This window comes from Agrobacterium tumefaciens str. B6, assembly GCF_001541315.1.
In the GTDB taxonomy this organism is placed as follows: Bacteria; Pseudomonadota; Alphaproteobacteria; order Rhizobiales; family Rhizobiaceae; genus Agrobacterium; species Agrobacterium radiobacter.
In genome coordinates, this window is sequence record NZ_LMVK01000023.1 from 474295 (window position 1) to 490861 (window position 16567).

The 16567-nt window shown below is 59.8% G+C and carries 17 protein-coding genes; 9 read left to right on the forward strand and 8 right to left on the reverse strand.

The window, feature by feature from the left end:
* Positions 1-54: 54 nt before the first annotated feature.
* Positions 55-1452, forward strand: a complete 1398-nt coding sequence (locus ASB65_RS18245) for a family 16 glycosylhydrolase (protein ID WP_060724930.1) — start codon at positions 55-57, stop codon at positions 1450-1452.
* A 77-nt stretch (positions 1453-1529) separates the two neighbouring features.
* Here ASB65_RS18245 and ASB65_RS18250 read toward each other — a convergent pair whose 3' ends face one another.
* The 6 genes from ASB65_RS18250 to ASB65_RS18275 all read right to left on the reverse strand — a co-directional run bounded on the left by ASB65_RS18250 (position 1530) and on the right by ASB65_RS18275 (position 7755).
* Entirely contained in the window at positions 1530-2444 is a 915-nt protein-coding gene (locus ASB65_RS18250) for a TIM barrel protein (RefSeq protein ID WP_060724931.1), read from the reverse strand.
* A 26-nt stretch (positions 2445-2470) separates the two neighbouring features.
* The gene (gene ugpQ, locus ASB65_RS18255) at positions 2471-3196 is read right to left on the reverse strand and encodes a glycerophosphodiester phosphodiesterase (RefSeq protein WP_060724932.1); all 726 of its coding nucleotides are present in this window, start codon (positions 3194-3196) and stop codon (positions 2471-2473) included.
* A gap of 11 nt (positions 3197-3207) precedes the next feature.
* Positions 3208-4320, reverse strand: coding sequence for an ABC transporter ATP-binding protein (locus tag ASB65_RS18260; RefSeq protein WP_060724933.1), 1113 nt, complete (start codon positions 4318-4320; stop codon positions 3208-3210).
* Between the two features lie 5 nt (positions 4321-4325).
* Positions 4326-5402: a carbohydrate ABC transporter permease gene (locus ASB65_RS18265; RefSeq protein ID WP_003509549.1), complete on the reverse strand. Its 1077-nt coding sequence runs from the start codon at positions 5400-5402 to the stop codon at positions 4326-4328.
* Positions 5402-6313 (reverse strand): carbohydrate ABC transporter permease, encoded by a 912-nt coding sequence (locus ASB65_RS18270; RefSeq protein ID WP_060724934.1) that lies wholly within the window; start codon positions 6311-6313, stop codon positions 5402-5404. Before ASB65_RS18270 ends, ASB65_RS18265 begins: the two co-directional genes overlap by 1 nt.
* 68 nt (positions 6314-6381) lie before the next feature.
* Positions 6382-7755 (reverse strand): ABC transporter substrate-binding protein, encoded by a 1374-nt coding sequence (locus ASB65_RS18275; protein ID WP_060724935.1) that lies wholly within the window; start codon positions 7753-7755, stop codon positions 6382-6384.
* 93 nt (positions 7756-7848) lie between these two features.
* Here ASB65_RS18275 and ASB65_RS18280 point away from each other — a divergent pair, with 93 nt between their 5' ends.
* Positions 7849-8988 carry an ROK family transcriptional regulator gene (locus ASB65_RS18280; RefSeq protein ID WP_060724936.1) on the forward strand — a complete coding sequence of 380 codons (1140 nt, stop codon included), beginning with the start codon at positions 7849-7851 and terminating at the stop codon, positions 8986-8988.
* 28 nt (positions 8989-9016) lie between these two features.
* On the opposite strand, the gene ASB65_RS18285 is transcribed toward ASB65_RS18280, so the two are convergent.
* Both ASB65_RS18285 and ASB65_RS18290 read right to left on the reverse strand, forming a co-directional pair.
* Positions 9017-9433, reverse strand: a complete 417-nt coding sequence (locus tag ASB65_RS18285; protein WP_223567331.1) for a hypothetical protein — start codon at positions 9431-9433, stop codon at positions 9017-9019.
* A 50-nt stretch (positions 9434-9483) separates the two neighbouring features.
* Complete coding sequence (locus ASB65_RS18290; RefSeq protein WP_003509559.1) at positions 9484-9975, reverse strand: hypothetical protein; 492 nt, start codon at positions 9973-9975, stop codon at positions 9484-9486.
* A 172-nt stretch (positions 9976-10147) separates the two neighbouring features.
* Between ASB65_RS18290 and ASB65_RS18295 the strand changes: the two genes are divergently transcribed.
* The 7 genes from ASB65_RS18295 (at position 10148) to ASB65_RS18325 (ending at position 16532) form a co-directional block, all read left to right on the forward strand.
* Complete coding sequence (locus ASB65_RS18295) at positions 10148-12100, forward strand: BTAD domain-containing putative transcriptional regulator (RefSeq protein WP_060724937.1); 1953 nt, start codon at positions 10148-10150, stop codon at positions 12098-12100.
* An 8-nt stretch (positions 12101-12108) separates the two neighbouring features.
* Complete coding sequence (locus ASB65_RS18300) at positions 12109-12537, forward strand: hypothetical protein (RefSeq protein ID WP_060724938.1); 429 nt, start codon at positions 12109-12111, stop codon at positions 12535-12537.
* Between the two features lie 37 nt (positions 12538-12574).
* Positions 12575-13774, forward strand: coding sequence for a YcaO-like family protein (locus tag ASB65_RS18305; protein WP_060724992.1), 1200 nt, complete (start codon positions 12575-12577; stop codon positions 13772-13774).
* Positions 13771-14481: a TfuA-like protein gene (locus tag ASB65_RS18310; protein ID WP_060724939.1), complete on the forward strand. Its 711-nt coding sequence runs from the start codon at positions 13771-13773 to the stop codon at positions 14479-14481. Before ASB65_RS18305 ends, ASB65_RS18310 begins: the two co-directional genes overlap by 4 nt.
* Positions 14478-15641 carry a hypothetical protein gene (locus ASB65_RS18315; protein ID WP_060724940.1) on the forward strand — a complete coding sequence of 388 codons (1164 nt, stop codon included), beginning with the start codon at positions 14478-14480 and terminating at the stop codon, positions 15639-15641. Before ASB65_RS18310 ends, ASB65_RS18315 begins: the two co-directional genes overlap by 4 nt.
* Before the next feature lie 126 nt (positions 15642-15767).
* Positions 15768-16205, forward strand: a complete 438-nt coding sequence (locus ASB65_RS18320; RefSeq protein ID WP_003509569.1) for a helix-turn-helix domain-containing protein — start codon at positions 15768-15770, stop codon at positions 16203-16205.
* A 93-nt stretch (positions 16206-16298) separates the two neighbouring features.
* Entirely contained in the window at positions 16299-16532 is a 234-nt protein-coding gene (locus ASB65_RS18325; protein ID WP_003509570.1) for a hypothetical protein, read from the forward strand.
* The last annotated feature ends 35 nt before the right edge of the window (positions 16533-16567 follow it).

The following is a 16567-nucleotide window of genomic DNA, read 5'->3' on the forward strand; positions in this document are numbered from 1 at the left end:
GGGTGTGCAGCAGGAGGAGTGAGGACACCAACGCTAACGGACAGGAGACGGTTCATGGCCCGGACAGTAGTGAATGCGCTTGGAGACACACTCTATTACAGCGGCAGTTCCACCGGATTTTTCTCCGCCACGGGCTCCGGCCCGCGGCTCGCCGGCACTGCCGGCAATGATTCCATGTGGGGTGATAGCTCCGTCAACGTGACCATGGCGGGCGGCACCGGCGACGATATCTATTATCTCTATTCCGGTATCAATCGCGCCGTCGAAAATGCCGGGGAGGGCATTGACACCATCGATACTTGGATGAGTTACACCTTGCCCGACAATTTCGAGAATCTCAGGGTAACGGGTGACGGTCGTTATGCCTTCGGCAATTCACTCGACAATATCATCACCGGCGGATCGGGCAGCCAGACGATCGATGGCGGGTCCGGCAACGACGTACTGATCGGTGGCGGCGGGGCCGACACTTTCGTTTTTACGAGCGGCAACGGTACAGATCTCATCATTGATTTCAGCGCCAATGACACGATCCGGCTGAATGGTTACGGTATCACATCCTTCGATCAGCTGGCCGGCAACGCCACGCAGCAGGGCAGCGACCTGTGGCTCAATTTTTCAAATGGCGAGGCCATCGTTCTTGCAGGAAAAACCATAGACGACCTTCAGGCCGACCAGTTCGAGCTCAGCCTCGATCGATCCTCTCTCACCCAGACCTTTGCCGATGAATTCGACGCGCTGTCCCTGCGCAGTGGCAATCAGGGCACCTGGGACGCCAAATATTGGTGGGCACCCGAAAAGGGAAGCTCGCTGACGACGAATGGTGAGGCGCAATGGTACATCAACCCCTCTTATGCCGGCACGTCGGAGGTCAATCCGTTCAGCGTTGCAAACGGCGTCCTGACGATATCCGCCGAGAAAACCGCGCAATCGATTGCCGATGAAGTCGAGGGTTACGATTATACCTCCGGCATGCTGAACACCTATTCCTCCTTCAGCCAGACCTATGGATATTTCGAAATTCGCGCCGATATGCCGACCGACCGGGGCGCCTGGCCTGCCTTCTGGCTCCTGCCCGAAGACGGCTCCTGGCCGCCGGAACTCGATGTCATCGAAATGCGCGGCCAGAATCCCAATACGCTCATCATGTCCGCCCATTCCAACGCCACCGGTGAACAGACATCGGTCATCAACAATGTCAGCGTGCCGAGCACGGAAGGGTTTCACACTTATGGCGTTTTGTGGGATGCCGAACACATAACCTGGTATTTCGACGATGTCGCCGTGGCACAGACGGAGACGCCTGATGATATGCATGACCCCATGTATATGGTCGTCAACCTTGCCGTCGGTGGAACCGCGGGAACACCATCGGATGCTGATTTCAGCGACGGCTCGCAGATGATGATCGATTATATCAGGGCCTATTCGCTCTCCGACTGGGCAGCGTAAACCCAAACACCGGCAGTCGCATCGGGACTGCCGGTGTTTCAAACATCAGCCTGTCGAATTACACCTTGTTTAGGCCATCACTCGGCTGCGAGTTGGGTGCGGGCGGCATTAAGCGACATCAGATGCCGCGCCGTTTCGAGGCTTGCCGGCTGCTCGGCGCGATAGCGGCGGCCGATTTCCATCATCAGCACGGTATTAGGCAGGAAGGAAAGTTCCGAGAAGATGTCCTGCCAGTCAATGTCGCCCCAGCCGAGCGGCATGTGCAGATCGCCGATGCCAAGCGCCGTGTTTTCCTGGGCAAAATAAGGCTGATAAAAGCCCTGCGGGCGGCCGAAGGAATCGTGCACATGCAGATGGCCGGCAACCGGCGCCATGGCGCGAAGCTCATCGCGGAAATCGAGGCCACGATAGGTGGATTCGAGATAGGCATGGCTGAAGTCGATCAGCGCCACGACATTGTCGTGACCGACAGCCTTCACGGTCGCAGCCACTTCGGCCGGCGTCTGGCGGTATTGGCCGGGCTCGGTGGAGAAGATATTCTCAAGGGCGATACGCACGCCATAGGGCCTGCAGAACTCCGCCAGTTCGAAAAGCGCTTCCCGCTCGCGGCTGTCGGCATCGGCCCGTTCGGCGATCTGGTCGGCACGCAGGGCGCCGCTGTGCTGGACGAGGATGCCTGCGCCGATACGGTCACAGAGAACGGCAAGCGCCTTGGCCGCATCGATCTGGTAACGGCATGTCACCGGGTCCATGAAATTCGAAGAGACGAGACCGTGCACGGTGTAGCGGAAGTCGAACTGCTTTGCGAGCGACACGAAACGGTCGGCGCGCTCCTCGATGATCCGGCCGCCAGCGATCATATCGAGGCTTGTTGCGGCGATTTCCACGGTGTCGCAGCCAATTTCGGCAAGCGCGCGAAGATCGCTTTCAAGGGTGGCCAGTTCGCCATCGTCCGAGCCGGCGTTGAAGCCGGTACCTATAAGATTGCTCATGTCATGATCTCCAAGGGGAAGGAAGGTTATGCGAATTCAGGGAGCCGCGCGGTACGGCGCACCGTATCGAACAGGTCCGGGCGGTCGATGTTGACGTAGTCTACCCCGGCCAATGCGATCTCTTTATGAAGGTCGATGTCATCACCGCCGTAATAGACCATGATTTCGAGACCGGCCTTGCGGCATGCCGCGACAAGACCGGGCCGCCGCATCTGTGCCGGCGTGATCTCTATGATCGAGGCATGGTGCACGGCCGTCGTCAGCGAAGGCGACTTCGCAATGTCGAGCGTCATCATCTTGCGGAATTCGGGTGCGATGGCCTGCAGACCGCGGCGCATTTCCTCGGAAAAGGAGAAAAAGAAAGTATCGCGCAACATGCCGAGATCGCGCACCAGGGCGGCGACCTTGACGGGATCGCAATATTTCAGCTCGACATAAACGCCGCAGCGGCCGCGCAAATGGCGAAGATAGGCATCAAGACGCGGCACCACAGCGCCCTTGAAGTTTTCCCCGAACCAGCTGCCCGCATCCAGCGCATCGATCTCGCTCGACAGGGCATGGCCGATAGGCCCGGTACCGTCGGTCGTGCGGTCAAGCGTTTCGTCGTGAAAGACATACAGTATGCCATCCGCACTCTCGCGCACATCAAGCTCGATATAATCCGCACCCTGCTCTAGAGCGAGATCGGCGGCGGCAAAGGTGTTTTCGGGCGCGAAACGGTTGGCGCCGCGATGGGAGACAATTTTGGGCATGGAATGTCCTGTCAGTTTACGGGTTCCGGCTGACGCGCCGGCGTGGTCGAATTGTGGGAAAGATCGGCGTGCAGTCCGGCAATGCGGTTGCCGGCTGCGTCAAAAACAAGGGTCAGACCGGATTTGCAGCTGATGCCAACCCGCTCACCGGGCGCATGCCTTATCGTCTCGCCATATTCCAGCGCATGGATGACACCTGCGGGTGTGTCGATGCTGTAGAAAACCTCGCGCCCCATCGGCTCGACGGTGGCGACCGCCCCTTCAAGCCACGCTTCGGCTGGCTCGGTAAGGGTGATATCCTCGGGGCGCAGCCCGAAAGTGATCTCACCGTCGCAACGGGCATTGATGTCGAGCCGGGCATCGCCGATCCACAGCTGCTCGCCCTGCGCCTGCCCCTTCAAGAGGTTCATCGGCGGCGTGCCGATGAACCCGGCGACGAACAGGTTGTTGGGCCGGCGATAAAGATCGTCAGGCGTACCGATCTGGGCAATCGTGCCATTGTTCATGCAGATGATCCTGTCTGCCATGGTGATCGCCTCGATCTGGTCATGGGTGACGATCAGAGTGGTGATCTTCAGCCGCTTCTGCAGGTTTTTCAGCTCGGCCCGCATGGTGATGCGCAGGGTTGCATCGAGATTGGAGAGCGGCTCGTCCAGAAGCAGGATATTCGGCTCCTTGACCAACGCTCTAGCCAGCGCCACACGCTGCTGCTGACCGCCGGAAAGCTGCGAGGGCCGCCGGTCCAGCAAAGCGCTGATCTGCACGAGGCTTGCCGCCTCCTCCACCCGCCGCGCCGCCTCCTCGCGCGGCACATCCTTGAAACGCAGCGGAAAGGCGATGTTCTGCCGCACCGTCAGATTGGGATAAAGCGCATAGGACTGGAAGACGATGCCGACATTGCGGTCGCGCGCATCGATGCGGTTGACGTTGTGGCCGTCGAAGGCGATCTCTCCGCCGGTCGGCGCGTAAAGCCCGGCGAGCAGGAAAAGCGTGGTCGATTTTCCGCATCCCGACGGGCCGAGAACGGCGACGAATTCGCCGTCTTCGATCGTCAGCGTCATGGGTTGCAGAACCCGGGTGTCACCCCAGCTTTTGGTGACTTTGTCGAGGGTGATCCTGGCCATGGCGATTATCCTTTGATCCCGCCGAAACTCATCTGGGTGATGTATTTCTGGGTGAAGATGTAAATGATCAGCACAGGCAGCAGATAGATGATGCCGACAGCGGCGATCATGCCGTAATTCACGCCCACGCTGTCCTGTGCCACGAAGAAGAGGTAGAGGCTCATCGTCATCTGGCTTTTTTCGATGAGCAGGGTCTGGACAAAGACATATTCTTCCCAGCCACGCAGAAAGGTGAAGGTGGCGACAGCTATCAGCCCGCTTCTGACCTGCGGCAGAACCACCATGCGAAAGGCCTGGAAACGGGTCGCGCCATCGGTGACGGCACTCATCTCGATGTCCCAGGGGACATTGTCGAAGAAGCCCTTGAGAACGAAGATCGCAAAGGGCAATTCCAGCGCGCTCATGACCAGCACGACACCGAAGAGATTGTTGAGAAGGCCCATATAATGCAGCTGCACGAAGATCGCGACAGTCAGCGCCAGTGCGGGAAATGCATGCAGCAGCAGAAGTCCGCGCAGGATGTTTTCACGTCCGGCAAAGGCAAAGCGCGACAGCGCATAGGCGGCCGGCGTGGCGACCAGCGCAACGATCAGGGTCTGGGAAGCGGCAAACAGCAGCGAGCTTCGCATGGCTGTCCAGACGGACGGCATCAGCGCAATGCGGGTATTACCGGTTTTCTCGATGTCACGGCTCCACAGGAAGCTGTAATTCTCGATGGTCAGATGCGGCAGCACAAGCACGAAGACCAGCGCCGCCACCACGACGCCGAGCGCGAGCCAGAGCAGTGCGGGGTTACGCAGGCGTGCTGAAAACAGCGCGATCGCAATCGCCCCGAAATAGGCCAGCGCGGCAATCGCGCCGCTGCGCCACAGCACCAGCCGGCTGAGATTGTCGTCGGAACTGGTCAGCGATTTCACCAGCAGCCAGAGATAGGGCAGGAGAACCGGGACGGAGACGACCGTGAGAAACACGAGGATGACGGGAAGGAAGCCGACACGATGGGCGCGGCTGCGTCTTTCAAGATGCGCCCAGTCCGGTTTCAGATCGGAGGCGCGCCGAGCGTGGCTTTGAACGAGCGTCATCACAGCACCTCGATTTTGGCGGGGGCAAAGGTCGCGCGCATGTTGCTGACGCGCCATTGAACGAGGGTCACGGCGACGCCGATGACCATCAGGCCGAGCGCCAGCGCCGCGCCATAGGCGTAAGCACCGTTTTCGAAGGCGCGCCGGTAGATATAAAGCGCATAGGTGGTGCTGTCGTAGACAGGGCCACCGCCGGTGATCAGCAGGATATATTCATAGGTCGTCATCAGCGACAGCGCCTGATAGAGCGTGATGAAACGGATCGGAGCCGAAAGCGCCGGTGCGATAACGTGGCGGAGCACGCCCCATTCGCTGGCGCCATCGACGCGCGCCGCATTGGCGAGATGCGAGGGTATCGAGCGGATCGACGATGTCAGGATGACCATGGCGAAGGATGCGCCGACGACGCCGTTCGCCACCACCACCAGAAACAGCGGAAAGTCGTTGCGCAGGTTGAGAGCCGGTGCGCCGAGCATACCGAGGAACTGGTTGAGCAGGCCGGAGGAGGTCGGATCGGCAATCCATATCCAGAGCACGCCGTAAAGCACGGCCGGGCTCATGCGCGGCAGCAGCCACAGGCCGCGGAAGAAATTGCCCAGCCTGTCGGGTATCGCCGTCGTCGTGACCGCCAGAAGTGCACCGAGGCCGATATTGAAGAGAAACAGCGTTGCGCCGACATAGATGAATGTCGTCAAAAGCACGACCGGCAAGCGTACATCACGCTGCACCATGCGCTGGAAATTCTCGACCGTGAATTTGCCGACCTTCAGATTCGCGCCCATATCGGTAAAGGCGATCACCAGATTGACGACGATCGGCGCCAGGAAAAAGACGCCGAGCAGGGCAAGAGCCGGCGCCAGATAAAAAATCGGCCGGGCCAGACGACGCGCCCTGAGCTGGAACTGAGACATTGGGATATACCGGTGGGAACACGGGAAAGCCGCCCGGCGTAACCGGGCGGCGTGGTGTCGGACAAAACTCAGTTGCTTGCGGCTTCGCGGATTTCGATATCCGCGCCGAATTGCAGTTCGAGTTCGTCGGCGATGAAATCGACTGCCTGTTCGGCCGTCATCTTGCCGGTCTCGACCGCCTGCAGGCCGCTGAACAGCACCTTGTTGTAGCTGCCGAACTTGGTGTGATTAGGCACGAACTGTGCGTCCTTCATCATCGGCGAAGCGGCGGAAAGAACCCAGTTGTCGCGGTATTTCGGCATGGCCGTCTGCGCGTTGCTGATGGCCGTGTGATAGGAAGTGACGGCGTGCTCGTTGTTGAAATAGGGCAAGGTCGCCAGCGCCACGAGATCGGCGGCAATATCGGCATTGGCGCTCTTCGGGTTGACGGTATAGAGCAACGGATGCGACAGGTTGGCCGGTTTGCCGCCCTTTTCGGCTGCCGGTGCGGAAATCCAGCCGATCTTGTTGAAATATCCTTCGCGATCGGTCGGCCAGGTTGCGCCGTTCTTGTCACCAACCTGCCAGGCAACGGCCCACACGCCCTGATGGAAGATGAAGGCCTTTTCCTGTTTGAAGGCGGTCTGGATGGCTTCCCAGCTCATGGCGGTATTGTCGACCGGCGTGACGCCCTGCTTGGCGTTGCGCTCATACCAGCCGAGCGCCTTCACCATTTCCGCCTTGGGGAAGACAAGCTTGCCGGTCTTTTCGTCCATGAACTTCACGCCATAGGACTGAAACACCATCAGATAGTCGATACCGACATTCGGGCGATGCAGCATGCCATATTGAGCGGCCTTGCCGTCGACCACTTCCTTCGACAGCGCGGTCAGATCATCGAGCGTGAATTCACCGGCATCGACCTTGGCCGGCAGGCTTTCGATAAAGGCCTCGTCCTTGCCGATCTTGCGCAGCATGTCCTTATTGTAGAAGAACATGCGGATTTCCGCGTCCTGTGGAATACCGTAAATCTTGCCGTCGGTGCCCTTGGCCGAATTCCAGAGGACCGGAAGAATATCGCCATAGACCCACGGGGCGGCGGCGATCCTGTCTTCCATCGGCATGGCATAACCGTCCTGCGCGAACTGGCCAATCCATTCATGCGGCAGAATGTAGATATCCGGCCCCTGCCCCACCGAAAATGCCTTCAGCGTATCGAGAGCGAAACCGTCCCAGCCCTGCACGCTGCTATTGTTCGTGTCGACGACGATGCGCTTGTCGACGCCGGCGGCCTTGAACTGCGCGTTCATGATGCCGGCCGCCGCTTCAATGTTGGTGACGCGGGCGGGCGCGTTCTTGTCGGCGAGCGTCCAGAGTTTGACGTTGATGTCTTCGGCAAAGGCAATGGCCGGCAAAAGTGCGCCGATGGCGACCGTGGCCGCCAGGGAAAGAGATTTAAACATGAGGTGCATTCCCGTTGAAACTGATTATTTAATTAAGTTGCTTAATTTACAGCTTTATGACATTTCCGGCACTAAAGCTGGGAGAGCAGAACTTTGGCTGAGAAACGAAACGGCGGATTTGCGGGTATCGGCGCGACACAGGGCGCACTTCTGGGTTACATCAGGCGCAAGGGCTCGGCATCGCGGGTCGAACTTGCGGAATATTGCAACGTCACACCGGCGGCCGTGAGCATGATGACTCGCAACCTGCTGGAACGCGGTCTTATCGAGGAAGGCGCGCGCCGGCAGGAAGGCCGCGGCGCTCCCCATATCGACCTCATGCTCAAGAAAACCGTCGGTTATGCCCTCGGCGCCCATGCCAATCGTTATTCGGTGATGCTGACGCTGCTGAATTTCGGCGGGGAGATCGTTGGCGAATTGCAGATGCGCCGTTCCTATGACGCGTTTTCCGATGTCCAGCGGGCACTTGAGGAAGGATCCGAAGAGCTGCTTTCAAAAAACGCGATTAGCCGCAACGACCTGATCGGTGCGGCGATTGCCATGCCGACCCGCTTTCGCAACGAGGCGATGTCGCTCGATCTTGCTGACGAGGTCATTTCCTGGGCGGGTTCCGACCTTTCCACCATGCTGCGCGAGGCGCTGCGCTGCCCGGTGATTATCGAAAACGACGCCAATGCGGCGGCCATGGGCGAACTCACGCTCGGCAATACGGCGGGGCACGAAAATTTCGCCTATCTCTACCTATCCGAAGGTATCGGCGGCGGCATCATCATCAGGAACGAACTTTATCGCGGTTTTCTCGGCAATGCCGGCGAGATCGGCGCCCTGCGTGGTCGCGGAAACTCACGGCCCTCTTTCGAAGATTTGGCGGCCTGGTGCCTCGAGCATGTCGGCGAAAAACCCTCCGGACGGGCTCCTGACATCTGGACGGACTACCTGTCCCGCAACGCCGCCGTGCTTGACGCGTGGCTGGACCGGGCCGGGCCACAGGTTGCCCGCCTTGGCTTCGCCGTCAGCGCCGTATTGGCGCCCGACGCCATCTATGTCGGCGGCACGTTGCCGAGGATGGTGCGCGAAAAACTGGCGACGTGGCTGGATTATGAGGTTTCGGACCCGTTCAGCGGCGCTAAGGTCATCCAGCCACAAATCCTGCTGCCCGGGGTCGTCGCAACGGACCCCGTGGCCTTCGGCGCGGCGGCAATGATCCTGCACAGTATTGGCGAAACGGACTGAGGGCGTGCAAAGGGTGGCGACGGATGTTTCACCCCCCGAGATTGTGCACCATGAAATAAATCAGCCAGCAATGCGCGATCGCCAATATCGCCCAGGCCCATTTTGCCGCCCTGATATCGGAATCGACGACCCTGTTGCGGATCTCGGTCCTGGCCGGCGTCTCCTCCCGCGCTTGATCATCTCCGAGGGCGGGTGAGGGCAATGTCCGGGAAATCGGTTCGCTGACAACATAAAGCCTGTCATTGCGCAGAGGCGGGCACGACTCGTCATCAACGCTCTCCGCATCGGAAAGCGTATCGTCGCTGGAAGCGCAATTCACCGCCGCAAGTTGCGGTGACATCCCCCTGTTACGCACTTTACCTCTATTGAGCATCATAATTTTCCACACAATAAAAATAAAAATATTCCCTGACGACCTCCGATAAAGCCGCGCTTTACCGGGCATGCCGCAATCTGTGCAGTCCACGCCTTCACGCCCCAAAGACGTCCCCGCGATCAGGGCACCAGGGCTCCCGGCAGACCACGCCCGCCCGCATAGGGCTTTGTCTCCCGCTGGATCAGGAAGACGGATTTTTCCACCGGCAGCGGCTCGATCGTCCGATAACGCTGAAACCGCTTTGAGTATTCGAACCGGATGAACCTGTCGTCGAACTTCCCCGCCAGAACGCGATAGCCGTTGACGAATTCATTCAGGATTTCCAGCTCTTCTCCCCACACCCAGCCGCCGTAGGACGTTCCTTCATTCGACCGCAGCACGATCTCGAAAAAATGCCCGCCCGCCACCAACGGCATACGAAAGAGGATATCGAGATTATCCTCGTCCTCCTCATCGCCTTTCTTCGCCGACAGCCTGGCATGCGCGACCTTCGCATGGACCAGCGCCGAGACCGGATAGAACGGACGGCCCTTGAACCACATGAATTCACTGACCGCATATCCGACATCGTCGGCACGCTGATAAGGTTCGATGCGCGGCTCGAAGGCCATGTAGCTTCCGTTAAACGCTATCACTTTCGAAAAATCCCGATGCCTGCCTGCCGCATGTCCGCTGTTTTCCACCCGTCATTCATGCTTCTGTCTGCGACAATAGGCAGGCCGCGTCACACCAGCGTCAAATGGAATGCTATGATGACTTTCAATTTCCCGGGCACGTTGTTAGATGATGATTCATGAGGGGACGAAAGTGGCTGGGAACGCTGAACTGATACCGATCCGGCTTTTTGGCACCCCGCGCTGTGATGCGGTGCGGGAGGCATTTTTTCCGTCCAAGGGCTTCGCCCTCACTGCCGCCCTTATCCTTGCGCCGAACCAGTCCCTTTCCCGCCAGCATGCCGCATCGCTGCTGTGGGAAAATGTCGAGCAGAAAAGGGCTCTCGGCAATCTGCGGCAGCTGATCCTGCGCCTGCAGAAGCTTCCCAACGAGGATGAGGCGATCCTTCTGACCGAAGGAAACGATCTTAAGGCCGGCAAGCTGGCGCAGCGAACCGACCTTGCCATCTTCCTTGCCGGCGCAAGGGCCGAAGACCCGATGCGGCGGCTCAATGCGCTGCTTGAATTCGGCGGCGAGTTGCTGGAGGGGTTGGAGGCCGGACAGGATCATCTTTATCTCTGGCTGCTTTCCGAGCGCCGTCGTCTCAGGGACCTGTTCTTTTCCAGCTACACCCAGCTTCTGGAAGAATTGACGCGTTTTGGTCGCGCCAGTTCGAACGATATCGCCAGGCTTGCCGAATGCGCCTGCAAGATCGAGCCGGAGCGCGAAGAAACCTACCGCGCCGCCATGGCGGCCTATGCGCGGATCGGAAACATCAGCGCCTGCGAGGGCATGCACCAGCTTCTGATGGAGCAGCTCCGCCAGGAGGGGCGTTCCCCGGAAGCGGAAACCGTGGCGCTGAGGCGGAGAATACAAAGTCTGACCGCCACGATAACGGTCGCCGCCGAGCCGGAAGAGGGCAACCGCCGAAAATCCCAGACTAAACCCCGCGTCGCATTCGTTCGCCCGGCAAGGGTTGACGGGCAACCGGTCTCGCCGGTCATGCAGGCCTTCGTCGAGGATGTCGCCAACAGCCTTGTCCGATACCGGACCTTCACCGTCCTTTCGCCGCACAGCACCTTTGCACTGGCGCATCAGCGGGCCGATGACAGCTACGCCATGCTGCGGGCGGATTACCGTATCATTTCGACCGTGTTCGACGAAACCCGCATGTCGGTTGCCTTGATCGAGGATGCAAGCGGTGAAATCGTCTGGTCGCTGGAGGCAGTCCTGACCGAGCGGCATATCCACGCCGCCTTCCGGCTGCTGTCCAAACAGGTGGCCGCAGCACTTGCCCGCGAAATCGAGCGGCTTCAGGTGGAACCCGACCGCAACCATAGCGGCGAGGCCTATCGGCAATTGCTGGAGGGCCAGCAGCTTCTGCGCGGCAAATGCGACCTGCCGCTTCTTCGAAGAGCCCGCTCGATGTTCCGCAAGGCGGTCGATCTCGACCATAGCCTGGCGGGTGCCCGCGCCCGTGTGGCGCAGAGCCTGCAGCTGGAATGGCTGATGCTTGGCGGCAATGATCCCCATCTCCTGCATCGCGCCAAGGCGGAAGCGGATTCCTCCGTCGAGATCGACCCCGCTCTTGGTGTCGGCCACTGGATGTGCGCAGTGGTGGCGCTCTACCAGCGGGATTTCGACATCTCCGCCGAAAAATTCTTCGAGGCGGAGGCGCTGGCGCCTAACTCCGCCGACCTCCTGCTTCAGCATGCCGATGCGCTCGCCCATTTCGGAGATGCGGAAATCGCCTGGGAGAAATTTCAGCAGGCCATCGACCTCAATCCGCTTGCGCCCGACATCTACTGGTGGGCCGGCGCCAGCATCGCGTTCAAGCGCGAGGATTACGGCACGGCGGTGGAACTGTGCGGGCGGATGGAAAATGACGAGCCGGCGCTGCGCGTTCTGACCGCAAGCCACGCTTTGCATGGCGATTTGGTCGCCGCCCGCGAAACCGGCAGCAGGCTTAAGGAAAACTATCCGGGTATGACGGCGAGGGAGATCAGCAGCCTGTCTCCAGACCGGGACCCGGTAGCGAATGAAAAATTCTATCACGCACTTCGATTAGCTGGGATCAAATAGGAGATATTATGTCCTCGCATTTCTTCATTGTCGGAAAAAAGGGTTTCGGCGTTCTCTTCATTCGCACGGCGCCGCTGCGGGTTGCGTCCGTGTCGCATGAGACGATTGCCGCCTATGAAGCCAACCATCCCGGCGTGGATGGTTATGCCCGCGTGGCAGCGGCCGCAAAGTCCATGCTCGTTCGTCAGAACGGCCAGCCTGAAGCGGAACTGGACCAGGTTCAGATTCAGGGCATCGAAGCCCTCGTCGCCGGTGGCGCCGTGGTTTCCGAAGCCGATTTCGCCTTTATCGGCGAAGTGAGCGACGCCGGCTGGGATTTCAACCGCATGGTACAGGCGCCGATCGAAGCCGCCCTCAAGGCTGTCGGCCCGGCCGGCTCCGTCACCGGCGAGCTGTTCGACGCCATCCTTGCCGACGACGGCAACGCGGCACCCTGATCGCGGTCGCGCAGCCTTGACCGGCGCCGATGCTCCCATGTCAGCGACCGCGGCTTCAAGGCAGGCAGACGCTTCATTCTTCGATCCCGGACTGCTTCGGCGGTTCGGGATTACCCGTGTCGGCGATGTCACCGGCCTCGACATCATCGGCATTCCCGTCTGGTTCGCCACCCGGCCCAATTCACGCGGGCTGTCGGTATCGCAGGGCAAGGGGCTTGTCGCGGAACAGGCCCGGCTATCGGCGATCATGGAGGCAATCGAAGGCGCGGTTGCCGAAGACACCCGCAAACATATCGCCATTTTCGGCTCCATTCAGGAGATGCGGGACAAAGGCGTTCCCCTGGTTCCTTTCGAAACCGTCGGCCGGGTCGATCCGGACACTCTCCATCCGCAAAAAGAACGCGCCTGGGTAAAGGGAACATCCATTCGCCACCAGCGGGAGGTTTTTGCCCCTTATGAACTCGTCGGCATGGATTTCCGCGTGGATTTCCCATGGGACCGGCGAGCCTTGCGCATGAGTTCCCAAGGGCTCGCGGCCGGATTCGACCATGACCATGCGGTTCTCCATGCCCTGCTCGAACTCATTGAAAATGACGCCTGCTTCCTCGTCGACACTTTCGAAACACGCGCCATCGCACCTCAACCGATCCTCATTCCGGCGGGCGTCGATCCTTCCCTTGACGGTCTTGTTCAACGCCTGTCGGATATCGGGCTGCTGCCGTCCTTCTTCGACATGACGAATGGGCTTGGCGTGCCGGTGGTGATGGCGAGCCTGTCCCGCTCTCTTCAGGCTAAGGACGGGCCGACCACCCGCAGCGCCGCGGGCGCGGCCTGCCGGCTTGATATGCATGGCGCTGCGATTGCTGCGCTGCTGGAGGCGATCCAGTCGCGATTGACCGATATCAGCGGCGCGAGGGACGATCTTTCCCCTCTCCGCTACCAGCGGGATATGGTTGCGGCCGGGCCTTCGGCCTCCGGCGCACCGCCGGTGGAAAGGGTGCCGGTCAATCTCGATTTTGCAGATAGTGCCGTGTCTTCGCCGCCATGGCGCCAGCTTGCGACGCACCTTTTCGCCGGCGGCATCGAGGATATCTATGTCTTTCCTTTGGAAACGGACGTAGCCGGCCTGCATGTGGTGCGGGTTCTGGCAAGTGGCCTTGCCCCGGCCGGCGGCGGGCTCCAGCACATCTCGCAGCGCACCCTCGATCACTTGCTGACTGTCGGAGGCCTCGGATGAAGCCGGTGGTTTTTGCAGGCCCGTCCATCCACGGCATCGCCGGCGAACATATGTCCGGCCTCGATCTTCGCGGTCCCGCGGCTTGCGGCGATATTTTCGATGCGGTCCGGCAAGGCATCGGGGCAATCGGGCTGATCGACGGGCTTTACGGCGATTGCGCCGCCGTCTGGCACAAGGAAATCCTCTATGCGCTGTCCAGCGGCGTCAGCGTTTTCGGCGCCGCCAGCATGGGTGCGCTCCGGGCGGCGGAATGCGCTTCCTTCGGTATGATCGGCATCGGTGAGATTTTCGAGGCCTACCGGAACGGGCAACGTTTTTCCGATGCCGATGTGGCGGTGAGCCATGCACCCGGCGAACTCGCCTACCGCCCGCTGACAGTCGCGCTGGTCGACGCCGAAGCGACGCTTGCGGCCTGCCGTGAAGCGCTCACCCCGGAGCAATATGACGCGCTCGCGCGTGCCGCCAGCAACCTGCATTTTACCCGCAGGACATGGCGCTCCATCGCTGCCGAAGCCGGCCTCGGCTCTGTGACGGCAGATTTGCTCGCGGCCAATGCGGTTTCCGTCAAGAGAAACGATGCGACGAGGCTTCTGGCGGTGCTCTCGGGCGAGACGCTGCCATTCCCGCCGCCATCATGGAAACTGCAGAACACGATGTTTTTCCAGCAATTGACTGCACGGCAGACGGCAGGGGACAAGACGTCTTGAACGCCGTCCAGTCCACGGCACTGCCTTTGGTGCCCGATTGCGGTGGGCTGATCCGCACGATCGCGTTCGCATTGCCTGCCGCCTTTTTTGCGGACAACGGACCCGCTGACACCGTTTCTCCGCTCATTCCCATCGGAAACCTGCTTTCAGCCCTGCCTGCGGATATCGCTGCCGCTATCGTGGTCGATCGCGCCTGTGTTGCGCCCGCACAAAGCTGGCTCGACGGCCTGCCAACCCACTGCCCCACCGAGTTGATACCCCTTGCCGGAAACGACAGCGTTTCGCATCCATGGCTGCAGGATATGCTCCATGTGCGGAGAAATGATCGCGACGGATATGCCAGTGCGGAGTTTGTTTTGGCGGCGGAAAAGGCCGTCGGGGTCAGTCTGGCCGAGCATCTGGGAGCGGCAACTAGGTATTCCGATGTCGCCTTGGCGGGGGGCAATCAGCTCGTCGGCCCGGATTTTCGGCTGGTGGGCCATTCTAGCCTGCAGGATGACAGTGGGATCGGAAGAAATGCGGCCATCCCGTCGCAACGATGGCGAAAGGTTGAGGCTCTCGACGACCGAAGCGTGTTCAGTTTCGGGTATCGGCCGGAGGATCTCGGCACTATCCCGGCATCTCTGACTCCTTCCGCGACTCCAATTTGCGGAGCGGAGATTGCCGGCGAAAGAATGCACCAATGCGGCTTCCACGTTGACCAGTTCGTTTCCGTCACCGGTCTGAGAAGCGGGGGCCGGCCGTTATTGCTCGTTGCCGATCCCGTCGCGCATGGCGGATGCAATGCCCGCGCCGCAACCGATCTGAAACGAAAGCTGGACGCCTCGGCCCTTTCGCTTGTGCGGCAAGGCTTTGCGATTGAACGAAATCCCATCCCGGTTTCACCGGCCATCGATACCAACAAATGCCTGCCCAGGCTTTACAACAATGTCCTTCTTGAAAATGTCACACGTTCCGGTCAGAAACGGCCATTCGTCGGGATTCCGCATTTCGGCGATAGGGAAGCGCTTGAGGAATTCGACGCGATGAATCGGAAAATTTGGGACAGATTCGGCTTTCAGGCCATCGGTGTGGCCGGATGGAGCCATCTTTCAAGCCGCAACGGTGCGTTGCGTTGCGCGACAAAAATAATAAATCGCGGCCCGGACACGCGATTATGAACAAAAAACCGTGCTATTTTGTCAATAAAGCTTCATAATACCCGTGGAAATTGTGTTGAATGTATACCTTCAACAATATTAATTGATAATCATCGGATTTAAGAACCTCAACCGGAGGAATTTGTAATGCAGGCCAAACTACCCAGCCCGATCGACGTCCATGTCGGCGCACAGATCAGAATGCGCCGCAAGTCGCTCGGCATGAGTCAGAGTGCGCTGGCCGGGCGATTGGGCATCACCTTCCAGCAGGTACAGAAATATGAGAAGGGCGCCAACCGCGTCGGCGCGTCCCGTCTGCAGGCCATTGCGTCGATCCTCGGCGTGGATGTCAGTTCCCTGTTTGCCAATGCCACGCCCGATGGCGACCCGGCCAATCCGGCCCTTGGCACGATCAATGCCATGCAGACCTTCGTGGCTTCGAACGAAGGTTTTTCGCTCAACCAGGCCTTTTCGCGCATCAAGAGCGCCGCCGTGCGCAGAAGCATCGTCGCCCTCGTGACATCGCTCGCGGCGACTGAAGCGGCGGAAAATGCCAGCGCGCCGGCAGACAAAAACGACAATTGACGCAGGTGTGACGCTCGCGTGACGCTCGATATGGTCGAAATGAACAACGCAACATCAAAGCGTTTTCATACTGTCGACTGTCGAGAGGGAATCATGGTGGCGTCTACCACAGCTATACTTGAACAGGACAATGCAGACGAGATTCTCGCGCTCGGGCGGATGGTTTCCTATCTTTGCCAGCGCTCGAAGGCTCTGGAACTGGGCATGTCGACCTATTTTCTGGAAATGGCATTGCTGTCGCTGGCCCAGGACATCAATCAGCAGGGTCTGCCGTCGGTAAGCACAGAAATCAATGTCAGCGCCCTGGCACAGGCCGACCTGCATTGAACGCTTTCGCAACGGCATGAACCCGCGGGAGTGAG

Coding starts and splice junctions, on each gene's coding strand:
- ASB65_RS18245 (WP_060724930.1), top strand. CDS start 55: ATGGCCCGGACAGTAGTGAATGCGCTTGGAGACACACTCTATTACAGC.
- ASB65_RS18250 (WP_060724931.1), bottom strand. CDS start 2,444: ATGAGCAATCTTATAGGTACCGGCTTCAACGCCGGCTCGGACGATGGC.
- ugpQ (WP_060724932.1), bottom strand. CDS start 3,196: ATGCCCAAAATTGTCTCCCATCGCGGCGCCAACCGTTTCGCGCCCGAA.
- ASB65_RS18260 (WP_060724933.1), bottom strand. CDS start 4,320: ATGGCCAGGATCACCCTCGACAAAGTCACCAAAAGCTGGGGTGACACC.
- ASB65_RS18265 (WP_003509549.1), bottom strand. CDS start 5,402: ATGACGCTCGTTCAAAGCCACGCTCGGCGCGCCTCCGATCTGAAACCG.
- ASB65_RS18270 (WP_060724934.1), bottom strand. CDS start 6,313: ATGTCTCAGTTCCAGCTCAGGGCGCGTCGTCTGGCCCGGCCGATTTTT.
- ASB65_RS18275 (WP_060724935.1), bottom strand. CDS start 7,755: ATGTTTAAATCTCTTTCCCTGGCGGCCACGGTCGCCATCGGCGCACTT.
- ASB65_RS18285 (WP_223567331.1), bottom strand. CDS start 9,433: ATGCCCGGTAAAGCGCGGCTTTATCGGAGGTCGTCAGGGAATATTTTT.
- ASB65_RS18290 (WP_003509559.1), bottom strand. CDS start 9,975: ATGGCCTTCGAGCCGCGCATCGAACCTTATCAGCGTGCCGACGATGTC.
- ASB65_RS18295 (WP_060724937.1), top strand. CDS start 10,148: ATGATGATTCATGAGGGGACGAAAGTGGCTGGGAACGCTGAACTGATA.
- ASB65_RS18300 (WP_060724938.1), top strand. CDS start 12,109: ATGTCCTCGCATTTCTTCATTGTCGGAAAAAAGGGTTTCGGCGTTCTC.
- ASB65_RS18305 (WP_060724992.1), top strand. CDS start 12,575: ATGTCAGCGACCGCGGCTTCAAGGCAGGCAGACGCTTCATTCTTCGAT.
- ASB65_RS18310 (WP_060724939.1), top strand. CDS start 13,771: ATGAAGCCGGTGGTTTTTGCAGGCCCGTCCATCCACGGCATCGCCGGC.
- ASB65_RS18320 (WP_003509569.1), top strand. CDS start 15,768: ATGCAGGCCAAACTACCCAGCCCGATCGACGTCCATGTCGGCGCACAG.
- ASB65_RS18325 (WP_003509570.1), top strand. CDS start 16,299: ATGGTGGCGTCTACCACAGCTATACTTGAACAGGACAATGCAGACGAG.